General features: G+C 57.8%; 18 protein-coding genes and 2 tRNA genes. 8 read left to right on the top strand and 12 right to left on the bottom strand.

Annotated elements, in window-relative coordinates; genetic code table 11:
- Positions 1-2 precede the first annotated feature (2 nt).
- The 5 genes from NT179_00160 to NT179_00140 all read right to left on the bottom strand — a co-directional run bounded on the left by NT179_00160 (position 3) and on the right by NT179_00140 (position 2,951).
- Entirely contained in the window at positions 3-299 is a 297-nt protein-coding gene (locus NT179_00160) for an ATP-dependent Clp protease adaptor ClpS (GenBank protein MCX5720430.1), read from the bottom strand.
- A gap of 32 nt (positions 300-331) precedes the next feature.
- Complete coding sequence (locus tag NT179_00155) at positions 332-1,012, bottom strand: hypothetical protein (protein MCX5720429.1); 681 nt, start codon at positions 1,010-1,012, stop codon at positions 332-334.
- Between the two features lie 99 nt (positions 1,013-1,111).
- Positions 1,112-1,321, bottom strand: coding sequence for a hypothetical protein (locus NT179_00150; protein MCX5720428.1), 210 nt, complete (start codon positions 1,319-1,321; stop codon positions 1,112-1,114).
- A 215-nt stretch (positions 1,322-1,536) separates the two neighbouring features.
- On the bottom strand, positions 1,537-2,673 hold the full coding sequence (gene hemW / locus NT179_00145; GenBank protein ID MCX5720427.1) for a radical SAM family heme chaperone HemW: 1,137 nt from the start codon (positions 2,671-2,673) through the stop codon (positions 1,537-1,539).
- The gene (locus NT179_00140; GenBank protein MCX5720426.1) at positions 2,670-2,951 is read right to left on the bottom strand and encodes a hypothetical protein; all 282 of its coding nucleotides are present in this window, start codon (positions 2,949-2,951) and stop codon (positions 2,670-2,672) included. The genes hemW and NT179_00140 overlap by 4 nt, the downstream gene beginning before the upstream one ends.
- 70 nt (positions 2,952-3,021) lie before the next feature.
- On the opposite strand from NT179_00140, the gene NT179_00135 reads away from it, so the two are divergent.
- Together NT179_00135 and NT179_00130 are read left to right on the top strand one after the other, a co-directional pair.
- Positions 3,022-3,249, top strand: coding sequence for a zinc ribbon domain-containing protein (locus NT179_00135; GenBank protein ID MCX5720425.1), 228 nt, complete (start codon positions 3,022-3,024; stop codon positions 3,247-3,249).
- 2 nt (positions 3,250-3,251) lie between these two features.
- On the top strand, positions 3,252-3,572 hold the full coding sequence (locus NT179_00130) for a hypothetical protein (GenBank protein ID MCX5720424.1): 321 nt from the start codon (positions 3,252-3,254) through the stop codon (positions 3,570-3,572).
- A 99-nt stretch (positions 3,573-3,671) separates the two neighbouring features.
- On the opposite strand, the gene NT179_00125 is transcribed toward NT179_00130, so the two are convergent.
- Positions 3,672-4,550 carry a formylglycine-generating enzyme family protein gene (locus NT179_00125; GenBank protein ID MCX5720423.1) on the bottom strand — a complete coding sequence of 293 codons (879 nt, stop codon included), beginning with the start codon at positions 4,548-4,550 and terminating at the stop codon, positions 3,672-3,674.
- Positions 4,547-5,302, bottom strand: coding sequence for an iron-containing redox enzyme family protein (locus NT179_00120; protein MCX5720422.1), 756 nt, complete (start codon positions 5,300-5,302; stop codon positions 4,547-4,549). The genes NT179_00125 and NT179_00120 overlap by 4 nt, the downstream gene beginning before the upstream one ends.
- 56 nt (positions 5,303-5,358) lie before the next feature.
- On the opposite strand from NT179_00120, the gene NT179_00115 reads away from it, so the two are divergent.
- Complete coding sequence (locus NT179_00115; GenBank protein ID MCX5720421.1) at positions 5,359-5,643, top strand: hypothetical protein; 285 nt, start codon at positions 5,359-5,361, stop codon at positions 5,641-5,643.
- Positions 5,644-5,662: 19 nt separating this feature from the next.
- On the opposite strand, the gene NT179_00110 is transcribed toward NT179_00115, so the two are convergent.
- Both NT179_00110 and NT179_00105 read right to left on the bottom strand, forming a co-directional pair.
- On the bottom strand, positions 5,663-6,088 hold the full coding sequence (locus NT179_00110) for a hypothetical protein (GenBank protein MCX5720420.1): 426 nt from the start codon (positions 6,086-6,088) through the stop codon (positions 5,663-5,665).
- Positions 6,089-6,224: 136 nt separating this feature from the next.
- Complete coding sequence (locus NT179_00105) at positions 6,225-7,016, bottom strand: hypothetical protein (GenBank protein MCX5720419.1); 792 nt, start codon at positions 7,014-7,016, stop codon at positions 6,225-6,227.
- Between the two features lie 152 nt (positions 7,017-7,168).
- On the opposite strand from NT179_00105, the gene metH reads away from it, so the two are divergent.
- Positions 7,169-10,855, top strand: a complete 3,687-nt coding sequence (gene metH, locus NT179_00100) for a methionine synthase (GenBank protein ID MCX5720418.1) — start codon at positions 7,169-7,171, stop codon at positions 10,853-10,855.
- A gap of 7 nt (positions 10,856-10,862) precedes the next feature.
- Here metH and NT179_00095 read toward each other — a convergent pair whose 3' ends face one another.
- Positions 10,863-12,008 (bottom strand): response regulator, encoded by a 1,146-nt coding sequence (locus NT179_00095; protein MCX5720417.1) that lies wholly within the window; start codon positions 12,006-12,008, stop codon positions 10,863-10,865.
- A gap of 362 nt (positions 12,009-12,370) precedes the next feature.
- Between NT179_00095 and rph the strand changes: the two genes are divergently transcribed.
- Both rph and NT179_00085 read left to right on the top strand, forming a co-directional pair.
- Positions 12,371-13,093, top strand: a complete 723-nt coding sequence (rph, locus tag NT179_00090; GenBank protein ID MCX5720416.1) for a ribonuclease PH — start codon at positions 12,371-12,373, stop codon at positions 13,091-13,093.
- A gap of 7 nt (positions 13,094-13,100) precedes the next feature.
- Positions 13,101-13,721, top strand: a complete 621-nt coding sequence (locus NT179_00085) for an XTP/dITP diphosphatase (GenBank protein MCX5720415.1) — start codon at positions 13,101-13,103, stop codon at positions 13,719-13,721.
- A 116-nt stretch (positions 13,722-13,837) separates the two neighbouring features.
- Here the strand turns inward: NT179_00085 and NT179_00080 are convergent, their stop codons facing one another.
- Complete coding sequence (locus NT179_00080) at positions 13,838-14,590, bottom strand: polyprenol monophosphomannose synthase (protein MCX5720414.1); 753 nt, start codon at positions 14,588-14,590, stop codon at positions 13,838-13,840.
- Positions 14,587-15,885: a glycosyltransferase family 87 protein gene (locus NT179_00075; GenBank protein ID MCX5720413.1), complete on the bottom strand. Its 1,299-nt coding sequence runs from the start codon at positions 15,883-15,885 to the stop codon at positions 14,587-14,589. The genes NT179_00080 and NT179_00075 overlap by 4 nt, the downstream gene beginning before the upstream one ends.
- A gap of 476 nt (positions 15,886-16,361) precedes the next feature.
- On the opposite strand from NT179_00075, the gene NT179_00070 reads away from it, so the two are divergent.
- Positions 16,362-16,438, top strand: a tRNA-Pro gene (locus NT179_00070).
- A gap of 66 nt (positions 16,439-16,504) precedes the next feature.
- Positions 16,505-16,581, top strand: a tRNA-Arg gene (locus NT179_00065).
- Position 16,582: the final 1 nt, after the last annotated feature.

Genomic DNA, 16,582 nt, shown 5'->3' with positions numbered 1-16,582 from the left:
GACTATTGGACGGCTACCCGGAGTCCCCCTCCCGCCAGTTTGGCGGCGATTTCTTCCGCTTGTTCCAGCGCCCCAGAAAACACGATGGCTTCCCCATCATGGTCGATCTTCCAGGCCAGCTCGAAAGCCTTCGAGCTGGTCATGCCTGGAATGTGTTGGCAAAAGAGGGCAATCACTTGCTGGTAGGTATGGCACTCGCAATTGAACACAATCACACGGGCGTCGAGCCCAATATTGGTGCCGGTACTGGCGATCTCTGTCGGGATGGGGGGTGCGAGGGGAGTCTTGATGCCTGCCATAGGGGGGAATTCTAGCAGAATTTGTCCCGACTTTAATATCCGGTGCGCACGAGCAGATGGTTGGTGCTCGGCCAGTTCTCTCGAGTGCAGGATTGCGCATAGAGGGCGAAGTGTGCAGGGGAGTCTGTGACCGGTTGAAGCTGCTGCACCAATGCCAGGGTCTGCGTATAGACGAGTGCGGCGGAGGTCTTCACGAGGGCCAGCCCATATTCGAAGCGGTATCCCTCCTCAAGCGTCACGTTACTCCTGCATAAGCCTCTGACCTTCGCGAGATCATAGTCCTCCTGTCTGAACGAATCGTCCATGAGGTGGAGGAGTGCGGCAGGGCCTGGCACGAGATTGTCGCCGATACGAAGACTGTGGGACGGTTCGAACAATCCCCGTTGGAGCCGACGGTCTTGACGAAACGCGCGGTGAAAGCAGGAGCGCCAGAGGGGATCGCGAAGGTCTCGATCGACGGCGGCTGCGACTGTCGGTGACAGAGGTCCGCTCACATCGTACCCTTGCCGGAGCCGTCCTGACTCGACGAGGTCCGGAAAGCTCATGCCCATCCGGTCTTGGAATGCCGTCATCCCGGACATGGGGGTCAATTGGAGCGCCATGAAGTCGCGAAAGTGGACAGTCGCAAAGCGAGTCAGGAGCCTGGCCAGGGTCTCCGGATGGCACAGATGAAAGGGGTAGAACAGGGCCTGGGGTATTCGTAGTTGTTTCATCGGGAGCCGGTCACATGATGAGGGGGCCGCTGTGCGCCGGGCGCGTTTCGCACGGGATGGAAGGCGTGCTGCTGGTCGGGGCTCTCTGATCAGCGAGGGTCAGACTTTATCCATATCGATGACTTCTGTGGCTTCCCACAGATTCTTGAGCTCTGCATCTGCCAGATCCTTTACCCGATCCTCTTCCGTCTCTTCGCCGAAAGGAACCACTTTGGTCGGCAGGGCAGTTTCTTTCTCAGAGGCGGCGGCAACCGCTTCTGGCAGTGGCTGTCTTTTTCGCTTCTTGGCAGGATCCATATTAACTGGCATGGCACCTCCGACGTGATCTGGCTTCAGTTTCCACCTCGCTCACGCGAAAAGTCAATGGAGGAGGCAGGATGCGGCCCCTGTCCGGCAGCGGCCATGGGCCGCGGCGCGTGAAACGCGAGAGTTGCGAGAAAGGCGCGACATGGACAGATTGGGCTCAAGCCTTGCCTGGCATGTCTCGCACGTCCCGCCAGTCCCGCGCGTCTCTCGCAGCAGTCCTAGTACAACTGCCCGGCGATGGTGTCCGCCTGAAGCCGGCCTTTTGCCGAGAGTCTGCTGCGCCCTCCGTCCTCTTCGATCAACTGCTGCGCCAGCAACTGGGCTGTGACTGTCTCGTGTCCGTAGTTTGTTGCATGCTGATGCAGATGCTGCGAGGGGATGCCTTGAATGAGCCGTAACCCGAAAATCACGGCATCGCGGAGCTGTTCTTCCTTCGAAAGTGTGGCGCGATCTTCGATGGGAAGGTTCTCTGCCGCGAGGGCTGCGTCATAGGCCGTGAGGTCTGCGACGTTGCCGAATCTGGTCCCGCCCAGATAGGACTGGGCGCTCGGGCCAAAGCCGAGGTATTCGCCGTTGGTCCAATAGAGCAGATTGTGCCGGCAGGCATAGCCGGGCTTGGCATAGTTCGATACTTCGTACCGCTCATAGCCTGCGTCAGCCAAGATCCGTTGCGCTGCCTCGTCCATTTCAATCTGAAGCCCTTCGTCCAGCGCCGGACTGCGGTGGCGTTGGATATTGGAGGCGAGTTTGGTTTCCTGTTCGACTGTGAGGGCATAGCAAGACAGGTGTGTTGGATTCAGTGCGAGACAGTTAGTCAGCGTCAGTTTCCAACTGTCCAGGCTTTGGCTTGGGAGCCCATACATCAAGTCAAGGTTGATGTTAGTGAAGCCTGCTACTCTGGCCTGAGTCATAGCGGTGACTGTTTCATAAACTGCGCCGGGCCGTCCGATCCTGGTCAGGTCGCCATCCTCCATCGATTCTGCTCCGAAGCTCATACGGGTGACACCGGTCTGATAGAGTTGCGCGAGATCCTGCTCGGAGATCGTGGAGGGGTGGGCTTCAACGGTGATTTCACAGTCGGCAGCGAGGGTGAAGTAATTGCGTATCTCAGAAAGGATTGCGGTCAGTTGCGCCGAGGCCAGGACTGTCGGTGTGCCGCCACCAAGATAGACCGACTGGATCAGACGGTCGGGGGTGACATGTTGCTGCGCCGATAGGCCAATCTCATGGATGAGGGATCGGACAAAGGTCTCTGCACGGCCCTCTCGATGAATTTCCAGGTAGAAGGAACAGAAGTCGCAACGTTGCCGGCAGAAGGGGATGTGGAGGTACAGGCCGAGAGGAGGCGTGATCACGGCAGAGTGAATCCTTGCGGTTTGGGGATGTCCTGCGAAAAGTCCCGCGCGAGGACAATTTCAATTTCATCGGAAGGGGATTTGCCGCGATTGCGGATGCGGGCCTGCCAGGACTGGTGCTGACGCAACGATTCGAAGACCACCTTGAGTAGCTCCGCTTTGATCTTCGTTTCCCATTCCCGCACCCAGGCCTGGTTCTCCTCTTCGCCCTCATAGTCGTCGGGGAAGGAGGCTTCCAGGCTGAAGCGCAGGGTGAAGGTTTTTTCTTCTTGGTACATACGTCGTCCCACAGATTGCGAACTGGCCGGTCCGATCTTATAATGCTCGGTACAATAAGGAGTACGATCTATGCCTATCTTCGAATATGTCTGTGGAGAATGCAAACATCGTTTTGAGCTGTTAGTCTATGGCTCCACGCAAGCAGCCTGTCCGAAATGTCAGGCCACGAAGCTGGAGAAACAAATCTCCGGGTTCGGGGTGGGCGGCACGGATGGGTGGGTGCTGCCGGGCAACGGGGGCGGCTCCTGCGGCAGTTGCGGCGACCCGCGCGGCCCCGGTTCCTGTTCCACCAATTGATCATGGAATCAGGCGAACAGATTCTCCAGCGCGCGATGACCGCGATCTCCCAGTCCGATCCGATCACCAAACTGCTTGAGCAGGTGAAACTCGGACGGATGAAACCGACCGATGCAGGGCTGAAAGCCGTGACCGGTTCCTGGCTCGGCACCTATCGGAAAATCATCGAGTCTGCCGGCCTCACCAAACAGGCCCTGCGCCGTCTCGATCCCAACCCTCGCCTGGCCCTCTTGATCGACTGTGGCGTGTTGACGGACGATCAACCGGACGTCGCGGCCCTGTGCGCGAGTTTCGATCGGGCCCTTGCAACCGCGACGGAGTGATCTCATCCCCTGTGGGTGTTTGTGGTTCTGGCCCTGTTGTTTCTGACCGTGGGATCGGCCGGGACGAAACCGCGCCTGGCGGTATTTTTGAGCAGCCTGTTAGAAGGCATCCTTCGCGCAGCGAAAGCCAGCCCCGCTGGGGCGGCTGTCCATCAGGCCCCAGTCCCGATCGCTCACGCGAAGACTGATAGCAGGCTTCAGCCAGGACCCGCCGCGCATCCCCTTGATGGCCCCGCGAGGAGGTCCTTGAGGGTCTGAGAGGGGCGCCTCTTTATAGTAGTTCGGGTTGTACCAGTCCTGCACCCACTCGGCGACGTTGCCTGCCATGTCATGGAGTCCGTAGGGGCTGTTGCCTTCGGGGAAGCTGCCGACCGGAAGGGTGAGCACTTCTCCCTTCAAGCCCTTTGCTTTCGTAATCTGCGCTCCCGCTCCTTTAATCCAGAAGGATTCCCAGTCCGCTCCGCTTTCGAAGTCGATGGTGCGTCCCGCCCAATAGCTGGCGCTGTTGGCTTTTGCGATGTCCCAGTCGTTGCCCCAGGGATAGAGACGGCCATCGGTTCCGCGCGCGGCCTTTTCCCATTCCGCTTCGGTCGGCAAGCGTTTGCCGGCCCAGGAACAATAGGCGACGGCATCGTCCCAGCTCACATTCACGACGGGATGGTTGCCGATACCGGAGATCGGGACGTTGGATTCCCATAAGGTCGAGGCAGGGTTGGCGTTTGCCGGCGCGCGATGGCCGGTTGCCACGACGAATCGTGCATAGGAATCATTTGTGACTTCGTCACGGTCGATCCAGAATGGGGAGAGGGAGATGAGGCGCTGCGGCTGTTCGTCGAGAAGGCCATCGCTGCCTGCCGGATTCCCCATCAGGAATTCCCCGGCAGGAATCAGCGTCATGCTATCGGAGGCAGGGAAGCTGAGGGCCCATGGCTGGCCGATTGTCAGCACACCGAGCAGGAGCGCGAGCGACCGGTTCACAGGGCGGTCTTGGTCACTCCACAGGCCTTGGCGACTGCGTCGCGGTAGGCCTGCCAGAGGGTCAGGCATTTCTTGAGGCAGCTCAGGACGGCCTGTTGCTGCGGACGGGTCGTGGCGTAGTTCACCACCATCGCATAGGCATCGTGGCGGTGCCCCGCTTCGACCAATTGGTGCGCGCGAATCAGATCCATCGCATCGGGGGAGAGCCCGTGGTATTTCACCAGCGGGTGACATTGGACGATCGCTTCGATTTCTTCGGCGGTCTTGGGTTTGGAGGGGTCGGCAATTTCTGCGCGATCCTTGACGCTGCCTTCGACGAAGATGGTCAGGGCTGCGGCTCCGACCACCCAGTCCCGGTGGTTCGAGACCTTGTCCAGCCAGGCGCGGTACCGTTTGCTGGCAGGCAGAAGGCGCACCTTGTCAAAGTCGCGCGCCGGCAATCCAAGGCCTGCCATCATGGTCAGGAACAGTTCCGGGTGCGATTTGCCCAGCGAGAGCCCGCCTGTGTCTTCTTCGTAAATATTGTCGGCCAGCATCCGGCGGACCGGGGCCGGAGGATTCTGTCCGTGAATACGGGCCAGGAACACGGGAAAGTCGCGCACATAGACGCCGTATTCCTGTTGGAAGTGGCGTTTGAGTTGATCGACGGTGACCGTGCCATCGGCGAATACCGGCCAGGCCCAATGGTGTTTGCGATCCATGAGGCGCAAGATTTCTTCTCGGAGTCGGCTTTTCGTCAAGGGGCGAGTCATGTCTGTTGCCTTCCTGCTGAGGGGCTCGTTACAATTCGATGACGCGGAGGTCCTTCATGAAGCACGTGACGATCCAAAATCCGGAAGATATTCTGACGATGCTGGCCGAAGTGTCCCTGCAAGGGTCCGGCTTCGTCACCGACTGTCTCCTCGACTATGTGTTGGAAGAAGGCTTCACAGAGCCGATTTTTCTCAACGCCAGCGGGGAAGATCCTGATGCCTCGTACAAGGGCGAATCACCTGCCTGGGCAGTGTACCAGATTCGAGAATGGAAACGGGTGTTAACCATCTCGGGCGGCCCGGGAAAACTGCGCCGCGTGCAAATTACGGAAACTCCGTAGCCTGCCGTTTCATTCGTCGCTAGCTTCGCGGTTTCGGGCTGTGCGGATTGGACGGGGTCTGAGTAGGCAGCCGTTCGCCAGAGCCCTGGAACCATCCACCGATGAGGCGGCCTTCTTCAAAGTATAGGTAGCGGTGCTTGAGGACTGCCGCGTTTTCCCAATCTTCAAAAATCCATTCCTCGCGCCGGAGGCCTTCTTTGGTGAAGGTCGTGTTGATCGTTTGCGGTCCGCCCCACGCCTGTAACACCTGCTCCTTCGACATGCCGACCATGACGCGATGTTCCGCGATATGTTTTTGAAAGTCAGGGTCTTTGAGCTGCGCGACCAGCGGCCAGATGACGATGAGGAGCAGAAAAAGCCCCAGTCCTGTGTAGATAATGAGCCGAACCGGGCGTCGGCAGAGGAAGGGGGTCGGTTCCGTGAGATCAGTTGAAACAGTGTTCATGGGTTCTTGAGTCGCAACAGTGGATGGATGTGTGACGGGGGGCATCGTAGCAATGTGACTCGAAGAGAGTCAAGAAAACGAGGTGGTTTACCCTGTCGAATCGATGCAATGGGCAAGGTCGCTCCTCGCGAGCGAGTTACTCCGCGTACTTGGGCAGGGGAATTTTTTTAGTGGCGGGCGAGGGCGGCGTCAGTGGGCGCTGGGAAAATTCCCGCGAGTAGGGATTGAGGATGGGTTCATGGGTGTGCCGCTGGCGCTGTGTCACCAGGTCGATGCTTTGGGCGCTGATTTCCATCCGATCGATGAGAGACTTGGCCGTGAGCGGGTCCGGCAATCCTTGCAACGAAAAGAGCTGGTAGGCCAGGGTCCAGGCCAGTTTGTCCTTGGTGGCCTCTTTTACGATAAAGCGAGCCTGTGGGGATGGGGCGCCTTTGAACAAGAGCACCCAGATGTTCGATCGGAATGAGGGTGCAGTAGGATCGTCTGAGGGATGAAATTCCGGAACGAGAGAGGGGATTTGGGAGAGGGGAACGGAGGGAGAGAATTCAATGTCGACGAGGCGAACGAATAACGGGCGATTCTCGTTGGCATCGTTGGGATCGGCGGTGTAGCTGAACGAGTAGCGGATCTCGATGCCGTCGCGTTTAAATGTGTAGACGTCTTCGCCGTTTTCCGGCGAGACGAGCTTTCGGAAATACTTTTCCCAATCGGTGATGGCGTAGTAGGTGAAGACGCGCAGGGCGGACTTGCGGTCGCGCACCGCCTGCGGCATGCCGAGTGTGTGATGGAGCTCTGTTTGGGTCAGGCCGAGGTACCCGTCCTCGAAATAGTGGGCTGCGAGGACTGTTTCAGGATGAAACCAGACGGCAGTCGATAGAGTAAGCAGGAATGAGACGATGATCGTGGGGGTAGAAAGATGCAGGAGCACAGGTTCTCTCCAGCTAGTGCCGGCATCGTATCGGCGGCTCTTCCCCCTGTCAAGGCGAGGAGATTGGATTGCTTGCCGGTGCAAGACCCGTCAGTTATGATGGCCCGGCTTTCCTTACCATCACAGTACATTCGATTGCGGAGACTAGACCTATGAGTGGTTCGTTAGAGGCGTTATTGCAGCAACGGATTCTCGTCCTCGACGGGGCCATGGGCACCATGATTCAGAGAAAGAAACTGGACGAGGCGTCGTTTCGAGGCGAGCGGTTCAAAGACTGCAAGAAGGATCAACAGGGGCACAACGATCTCTTGAACCTCACCCAGTCCGCCATCATCGAGGAGATCCATCGCCAGTACTTCGAGGCAGGCGCCGATATCGTGGAGACGAACACGTTCAATGCGCAAGCCATTTCCCTCGCCGATTATGGGATGGAGTCCCTGGCTTATGAACTTGCAAAAGCCGGAGGAGAATGTGCCAAGCGCGCGGCACAGCAAGTCATGGCTGCAGTTCCTGGCCGGTCCTGTTTTGTGGCCGGGGCGATCGGACCGACCACGAAGACCTCGTCCATTTCCACCGATGTTAATAATTCCGGTGCGCGCGGCACCACCTACGATGAGCTGGTAACGGCCTACTACGAGCAGGTCCGGGGCTTGGTGGCCGGCGGCGTCGATATTCTCTTGGTCGAAACGATTTTCGATACGCTCAATGCCAAGGCTGCCTTCTTCGCTATCGATAAGTTTTTCGAAGACCGCAAACTCAAACTTCCCATCATGGCCTCGGTCACGTTCATTCAGGCCGGCAGCAATCGCGGGGTGACGGGCCAAACGATTGAAGCCTTCTGGAATTCCATTTCCCATGTACCTCTGCTGAGCGTCGGCATCAACTGCGCCTTGGGCCCCAAGGAAATGCGTCCCTTGATTGAAGAGCTGTCGCAGTTGGCCCCGATCTATGTGAGTTGCCATCCGAATGCCGGACTCCCGAATCCCTTGTTGCCGACGGGATTTCCTGAGACGCCCGAGAGTCTCGCGCCTCAATTGAAAGAATGGGCGCAGAACGGCTGGTTGAATATCGTCGGCGGTTGCTGCGGAACGACTCCTGCCCACATCAAGCTGATTGCCGAGGCGGTGAAGGGGATCGCGCCGCGCGTGCCTCCGGTCGTCGAGCCCCATACCAGGTTGAGCGGGTTGGAGGCAGTCACGATCAGGCCTGAGTCGAACTTTGTGAATATTGGTGAGAGGACCAACGTCACCGGGTCGCCGGCCTTCTCCAAATTGATTCTGGCTGGCGACTATGATGCAGCCCTCTCGGTGGCGCGCCAGCAAGTCGAGGGGGGCGCCCAGATCATCGATATCAATATGGACGAAGGCATGCTCGACTCCCAGGCTGCCATGGAGAAGTTCCTGCGATTGGTGGCGTCGGAGCCTGATATCTCCCGCGTGCCTATCATGGTGGACAGTTCGAAGTGGGAGATTCTGGAGACAGGGCTGAAGAACATCCAGGGCAAGCCGGTCGTCAATAGCATCAGCCTCAAAGAGGGGGAAGTCAAGCTCCTCGAGCATGCCAAATTAGTGCATCGCTACGGGGCTGCTGTGGTGGTGATGGCCTTCGATGAACGGGGCCAGGCCGATACCTATGAGCGTAAGATCGAGGTCTGCGAGAGGGCCTATCGCCTCCTCACGGAGCGCATCGGTTTTCCCGCCCAGGACATCATCTTCGATCCGAACATCCTGACGGTGGCGACCGGTATCGAGGAGCACAATAATTACGCGGTGAATTTCCTTGAGGCGACTCGTTGGATCAAAGCGCATCTGCCTCTGGCGAAAGTGAGCGGCGGCGTCAGCAACATTTCCTTTTCATTCCGCGGCAACAACCGGGTGCGGGAAGCGATGCATGCGGCCTTTCTCTATCATGCCATCAAGGCCGGTCTGGACATGGGGATCGTGAACGCCGGCCAGTTGGCGGTCTACGAGGAGATTCCCAAGGATCTCTTGGAATTGGTCGAAGATGTATTGCTGAACCGCAGGCCCGATGCGACGGAACGATTGGTGACTTTTGCCGAGACCGTCAAGCAACAGGGCAAAGTGGCAGTGAAGGACGATGAATGGCGCTCGGGCACGGTCGAAGAGCGTCTCTCCCATGCGTTAGTGAAAGGCATGACCGATTTTATCGAGCAGGATATCGAGGAAGCGCGGCTGAAATATGCCAAGCCGCTCCATGTGATCGAGGGGCCCTTGATGGCAGGGATGAACATCGTGGGGGACCTCTTCGGGTCCGGCAAGATGTTTTTGCCGCAAGTGGTGAAGAGCGCCAGGGTCATGAAGAAGGCCGTGGCCTATCTCATGCCCTTTATGGAGGAAGAGAAGAGGACGTCCGGCGCGTCGAGCTCGAACGGCAAGATCCTGCTCGCGACGGTCAAGGGCGATGTGCATGACATCGGCAAGAACATCGTCGGGGTGGTCCTGGGTTGCAATAACTACGAGGTGATCGATCTGGGGGTGATGGTACCCTGCGAACAGATCCTGGCTGCGGCGAAAGAGCATGGAGTGAAGGTCATCGGATTGAGCGGACTCATTACCCCGTCGCTGGATGAAATGGCGCATGTGGCGCGCGAGATGACGCGCCAGGGTTTCGACCTGCCGTTGCTGATCGGAGGGGCCACCACGAGCAAGGCCCATACGGCAGTGAAGATCGCTCCGTCTTATAACCACTCAGTGGTGCATGTGCTGGATGCTTCCAGGGCTGTGGGTGTCGTGGGAAGTCTGGTGAATGACGATGTGAAGGCCGACTTTTCCGCGAAGGTGCGCGCCGACTATGACCAGATACGCCAGACCCATCACGATAAGGGAGCGAAGACCCTCTGGCCCCTGACGCGGGCTCGTGCCAATCGATTCGAATCCAAGTGGGCGGAGGTCGATATCCCGGTGCCGGCCTTTACAGGGGGGAAGGTCCTGCCGCAGCAGCCGTTGGAGCAGCTGGTTCCCTATATCGATTGGTCGCCGTTCTTCCACACATGGGAATTGCGCGGACGCTACCCGACGATCTTGGAAGATCCGATCGTGGGCTCGAAGGCCAAGGAGTTGCTCGAGGATGCCAAGGCCCTGCTTCGCAAGATTGTGGAGCAACGTTTGTTCACCGCCAATGGAGTCTATGGGTTCTTTCCCGCCAACAGTGTGGGGGACGATATCGAGGTCTATCGTGACGACAGCCGCACGACAGTCTTGACGACGCTCCATACCCTGCGTCAGCAATCGGAGAAGCCGCAAGGGCAATCCAGTTTTGCTCTGGCGGATTTTGTCGCACCCAAGGAGTCGGGCCGGGCCGATTATATCGGCGCCTTCGCCGTGACGACGGGCATCGGGGTGGATCTCTTGTGTGAGGAATTCGAGCGGGACCACGACGACTATAATTCGATTATGGCCAAAGCGCTGGCCGACCGTTTGGCCGAGGCCTTTGCCGAGTGGCTCCATGCGCGCGCGCGGCAGGAATGGGGCTATGGCAAGGACGAGGGCCTCACGACGGAGGACTTGATTCGTGAGCGCTATCGGGGGATTCGTCCTGCGCCAGGCTACCCGGCCTGTCCAGACCATACGGAGAAACGGCTGCTCTTCGATCTCCTGTCCGTTGAGCAGCAGGCAGGTATCACTCTGACTGAAAGCTTTGCGATGTGGCCTGCCGCGTCGGTCAGCGGATTTTATTTCGCCCATCCGGACGCCAAATACTTCGCCGTGGGGAAAATCGGGAAGGATCAGGTGCTCGACTATCAGGCGCGAAAGGGGATGCCCCTGTCAGAGCTAGAACGGTGGCTGGGGCCGAATCTGAACTATGAGCCAGGCGGGTAAGAGGGGGTCACGCAGCATCGGCATGGGTTTGGTCCGACAGGGGATCGCCATATTGGTCATAGATGCGCTGGATTTCATCTCGTGAGGCGAAGAAGATGTCGAGCAGTTTCGGGTCGAAATGCGTGCCCCGGTGTTTGTTCATCAGTTCGACGGCGTAATCGAGGGTGAAGGCCGGCTTATAGACCCGCTGCGTGGTGAGGGCGTCGAAGGCATCGGCGATTGCGGCGATTCTGCCTTCGATGGGAATCTCCTCGCCTTTCAGCTTGCGGGGATAGCCGTTGCCGTCCCAACGTTCATGGTGGGTCCAGGCAATGGACGCCGCCACTTTGAGGATCTCCGCATCCGATCCGCTGAGGATGCGATAGCCGATTTCCGCATGTTGCGAGATGACGTCGAATTCTTCCGGCGTGAACTTGCCCGGTTTGAGGAGGACGTGATCCGGCGTCCCGATTTTTCCGATGTCATGCATCGGGCTGGCGGTGCGAATCAGATCGCACCGTTCGGCCGGCAGGCCATACTTCCTGGCGAGCAATTCACAATAGTGACTCATGCGCTGAATATGTTGCGCCGTGGCGCCGTCCCGGTATTCCGCGGCGATGGCGAGGCGTTGAATCGTTTCTTCCCGCGAGAGGCGCAGCTCCTTTTCGCTTCGTTCGAGCCATTCGAGCGCTTGTTGAAGGGCTAGCGTCCTGGTTTTGACGACATCTTCCAGGTTTTCCCGATGGAGGCGATTTTCCAGTTCGAGTTTGCGGCGGCGGAGCGCATTGGCGACGTCGATCATCACTTTATTGGACTCGAAGGGCTTGACGATGTAGCCGAAGACCCCGATCTCCAGCGCCGCATTCGCCAGCACCGAGCTGTCGAGGCCGGTCACCATGATGACGGCTGTATGGGGATATTGCTGCAGGATGTCGCGGACCAGGTCCATGCCGGATTCGCCCGGCATATTCACATCGCACAAAATCAACGCAAAGGCTTGTTCGGCTAATTTCACCCGCGCGTCGCGCGCATCGGATGCCATCACCGTTTCGTAACCTTGGGCTTGGAGCATGTATCCCAAGAGCCGACGGATGCCCTCTTCGTCGTCGACGATGAGGATGCGCTTGAGCTCAAGGAGGGATTGCAGGCTCGGTCGGTCAAGGGGCAACATCATGGTGCGTTGTGTTCGCGCAATCGTCGATGGATAAGGGGACTGTCCTCGCCGGTGGACCGCCGTGTATTCCTATCGGACATTTCCTGTCGGATCTTAAGATGATTCGAACAACAATATAGAGGCGCGCCTATTGTGCATCAATGGATTGTAAGGGCCGTCACGTGCTGTGAATTCTCTGCGCTTTTTCATTCAAGTTGATGGACCGGAATGATCACAATCCGATGTCCTGTTTGCCGGGCTTTCGTCGGGGGGCCTATGCCAGAGGCAGTTTTATTGCGCTTTGGCAGAGCCTTCCCCTATAATGCGTGATATTTATTTGCGGGAATTTATAGGAGCCACCCATGAGCAGTGCAGCAGGATTATTGCGTGTCGATGGACGGAGAAAAGATCAGCTCCGTCCGGTGAAAGTGACGAGGAATTTTATCAAACATGCCGAAGGGTCTGTGTTGATTGAAATGGGCGATACAAAAGTGATTTGTACGGCCTCGATTGAGGAAAAGGTGCCCCCCTTCCTGAAGGGGAAAGGGCAGGGCTGGGTCACGGCGGAGTATTCGATGCTTCCCCGTGCGACCCATGACCGATCCTCGCGTGAAGTGGTCAAAGGGAAGCAGAGTGGCCGAACGCTTGAAATTCAACGCCTTGTCGGGCGAGCCCTTCGTGCGGTGACGGATATGAGTCAGATGGGGGAGCGGTCGATCTGGCTCGATTGCGACGTGATCCAGGCGGATGGAGGGACCAGAACGGCTTCCATTACCGGTGCGTTCATTGCGTTGGCCGACGCGTTTTCCCTGCTCAAAAAACGAGGGGTGATCAAGAAACGTCCCTTGACGGACTATCTGGCCGCCATTAGCGTCGGCAAAGTGGGTGGAGAAATCCTCCTTGATTTGGCCTATACGGAAGACTCCATGGCGGATGTCGACATGAATGTGGTCATGACGGGAAAAGGCTGCTATGTCGAGGTGCAGGGCACCGCGGAACGGACTCCCTTTGCCAAGCAGGAGATGGATGAGTTCATGGCGATGGGTTGGAGCGGGATTCAAGCCCTGACGTCGTTGCAGAAGGATCTGATCGGGGAATTGGAGTAGGCAGACGATGATTCGTGAATTGGTCATCGCCACGCGTAATCGGCATAAAGTCGAAGAGCTCGTCGCGCTGTTAGGCGGCCTGGGGATCACGATTCGCAGCCTCGACGAATTTCCCGGCGCCCCGGACGTGGTCGAAGACGGGGTCACCTGCGAGGCCAACGCCGTGAAAAAAGCGCGGGCCATCGCCGAGTTTACGGGATTGCCGGCTGTGGCGGACGACACGGGGCTGGAAGTGGATGCGCTGGGGGGGCGGCCCGGTGTCTATGCGGCCCGTTATGCCGGCGAAGGCGCGACCTATGAAGACAATTGCCGGAAGCTCTTGCAGGAATTGGCCGGCGTGCCTCGTGAACGGCGAACCGCTCGCTTTCTGACCGTCGCAGCGATTGCCCTCCCGTCAGACGGAGTGAGAGTGGCGCAAGGCCTGTTGGACGGAGTGATTGCAGAAGATGCGAGCGGGACCTTGGGATTCGGGTACGATCCTGTGTTCTTCGTTCCGGAGTTGGGGAAGACCCTGGCTCAATTGTCGGCGGATCACAAGAACAGGATCAGCCATCGCGCCAAAGCGTTCATTCAGGCCAAAGACCTGTTGCAAGAGATGGAATTTCCAGATACTCGAGTCGGGGCGTAGCGCAGCCGGGAGCGCGTCCGCTCCAGATCATCGTGTAGGGATTGCCGCAGTCCTTAAGAGGATCGGCAGTCCCTTTTTTATGAGGTATCAGCCTTGGCTGGTTTTAGAGAGAGGTCCTAGTCGCGGATTTTCTCAGGCAGCGGTATGTCACTCGGCAGCGATTGCCCGGAACAGCGGTGGAGGGAGAGCTGTACTAGGGTCTGGATAGCTCCGGTAATCTCAGAATGGCTCATCTTGCTTTTGGCCCGAACTCGCTCCTCAAACACGATCGGGACTTCTGTGAGTCGGAACCCCATGAGCTGGCTGTAGTAAGCCATTTCGATTTGGAAGGAGTAGCCGTTTGAGCGCACGTTGACCCGATTGAGGGCATCGAGCAGCTCTCGTCGATAACAGCGGAAGCCGGCTGTGGCGTCCATCACCTCGAGGGAAAGCATGGCGCGAGCCATGTTGTTGGCGGTGCGACTGAGCAACCGGCGGGCAGCGGACCAGTTCTTACAGACGCCGCCATGCATATAGCGGCTGCCGATCACAAGATCCGCTTCAGCCGATGCGCGAAGCAAGTCAGGAATCGATTCCGGGGGATGGGAGAGATCGGCATCCATCGCTACATAACGATCATAGGGCTCTGTGAGCAGGGAGCGGAACGCCTGGCGGTAGGCAGTGCCTAATCCTAATTTTCCAGAGCGATGCATAACCCTCAGGCATGGATAGGTGCTGCGAAGCGACTCGAGATATTCGCCCGTGCCGTCTGGGGATCCGTCATCCACGAAAAAGAGATCGAGGGGAATAGGCAGGGCCATGCACCGTTCGATCAACGGTAGGATGTTCATGCGCTCGTTATACGTCGGAATGACGACAACGGTTCTCATTGTATTTTAGGCTCACGGGCGATGATGCGGTTGCCTTGCTCGCTGAGCGAGCAGGCTCCAATTGCTGCATGTCTGCGATCGAATAGCAGTATCCCCAATAGCAACAACATACCTATGGCAAAGGGGTGAATGGTTAAGAATAACGAAAAGTTTTTTCTGCCCAGTAGCTCATAATTGAGAACAACCGCCAAGAGAACGTAGAGGGCCAGTGCAAGCTTGACCGGGAGACTCAATCCTTCTTTGCTTCTGGCGTCCATCGCAATCAGATACAGGGCTGGCACGAGCCAGACTAGATGTTGTACCCAGGTGACCGGCGAAAGAAGGAGCGCGATGATGAGCAGCGCGCTGGAATCACGCAGCCACATCGGGTCCCCTCGTCCTTCGTACGGACGGCGTGTCGTCCAGCCAAAGAAGGCTAGAAGGCTCGCCATGACCGCGAACACCACTATTTTAGCGGTTGCGGGAGGCAGGTTCAGGACTGGGACATAGCCAGGATCTTTCTGACGAAGGGGATGGTCTTCGGGAGTAGTCACGAGGTATCTCAGCAGGGTCTGCTTCAGCGATTGGTTTCTGACCTGCTGTTCGTTTGATTGGGTTGCCGGTGATTCGTGCCCCAGAACTGCCCCGACCGCAACTTGCGTCCAGTCCCTCTGCTGCGACCACCACCAGCTCGGCCCCATATAGAGGACTGGAAGTAGGATCCAGCACATCGTGGCCAGGGTTGTATAGCCAGCAAGTTTCCATCGGCGTTTCCAGAGGAAGAACGGCAGAAATAGGGCAGGCGTGACTTTCAGTGCGATAGCAAGGCCGAACCACAGAGCCCCGAGCCTTTCACGTCCTTTCCAGATCGAGTAGATACCGGCGATGAGGATGCCAAGCAGGATAAGGTGGGGCCCACCGTCGTCTAAATCCTGGAGGATAAACTGGAGGGCCAGGACGATAGAGATTGCACCCATCCACATGCCTGCCGTTGGCGTCGTGCCGGATTGAACGCGGGTCATCCGGTAACACATTATGAGCGTGAAGCATAAGCAGGCAATGGCAAGGGTATAGCGAAGCGCCAATGCGGTATCACGGTCGAAAAATGTCAGCGGAGCAAAGTACATGGATGCGATCGGCATGTAGGGGTAGCCGAAGCCTGCGCCGCCGTCATATACGTCTGCGTGTGCGAGAAACCTTTCTCCCATGATCCGGTGGACGTCGAAGTCACGGCCAAGGGGGATGCGAACAAACGCAGTATGGTAGCCGTGCATGACAACGCCGATGAATGCAGCGAGAAGCAGCGATCGTTGCACCCACGGTCGTGCCTGGGCCCATCTCAGCATGTCGGAAGCTCTCCAGTGAAAACAGGCAGATTTAGTACTGTCGAGCACATGTAGTCTGAGTTTTTTATGATGCAACCGAATTGGTGAGGGCTAGATGCGTGATCTCTAGGGCTTTAGCTCCTAGGCAGTCTGCTCAGGAAAACAGGTTAACATGGATGACATCATAAAAAAACTGCATTTTGTCCATCGGCGATGCAAGGTGGCAGGAAAATGGGCTGGGCTCATGTTGGAATCGCTGACTGGTGGCATGTTTCGGAAGCGTTTAGGCAATGGACGGCTAGGTTAGTCGCTGGTTGCCCCAATGGTCCATGGCCTATGTGGCCCTTCGTCGAGGTCCGGGAGGATCGACGCCTAGACTCTCCGCGAGGGTTCCTGTATAACGGAAAGCCGTTGAGTCCGTACCTAGCCGAAATATCAGTTGCAACAAGTCAGTGTAAGTTCTGAGTCGGGGCGTAGCGCAGCCCGGTAGCGCGCCTGCTTTGGGAGCAGGATGTCGCAGGTTCGAATCCTGTCGCCCCGACCATACCATGCTTGACCCGACCCGGAGCCTTACAATTAAGGCGACGGGATAAGCACCTCTAGTATCCAGGCGCCCGTAGCTCAGTTGGATAGAGCATCGCCCTTCTAAGGCGAGGGTCGCTGGTTCGATTCCAGCCGGGCGCACCAT

The sequence above is a fragment of the Nitrospirota bacterium genome (genome assembly GCA_026387665.1).
Classification (GTDB): domain Bacteria; phylum Nitrospirota; class Nitrospiria; order Nitrospirales; family Nitrospiraceae; genus Palsa-1315.
The sequence above is the reverse complement of the archived record's forward strand: the minus strand, read 5'-3'. Positions and strand labels throughout refer to the sequence as shown.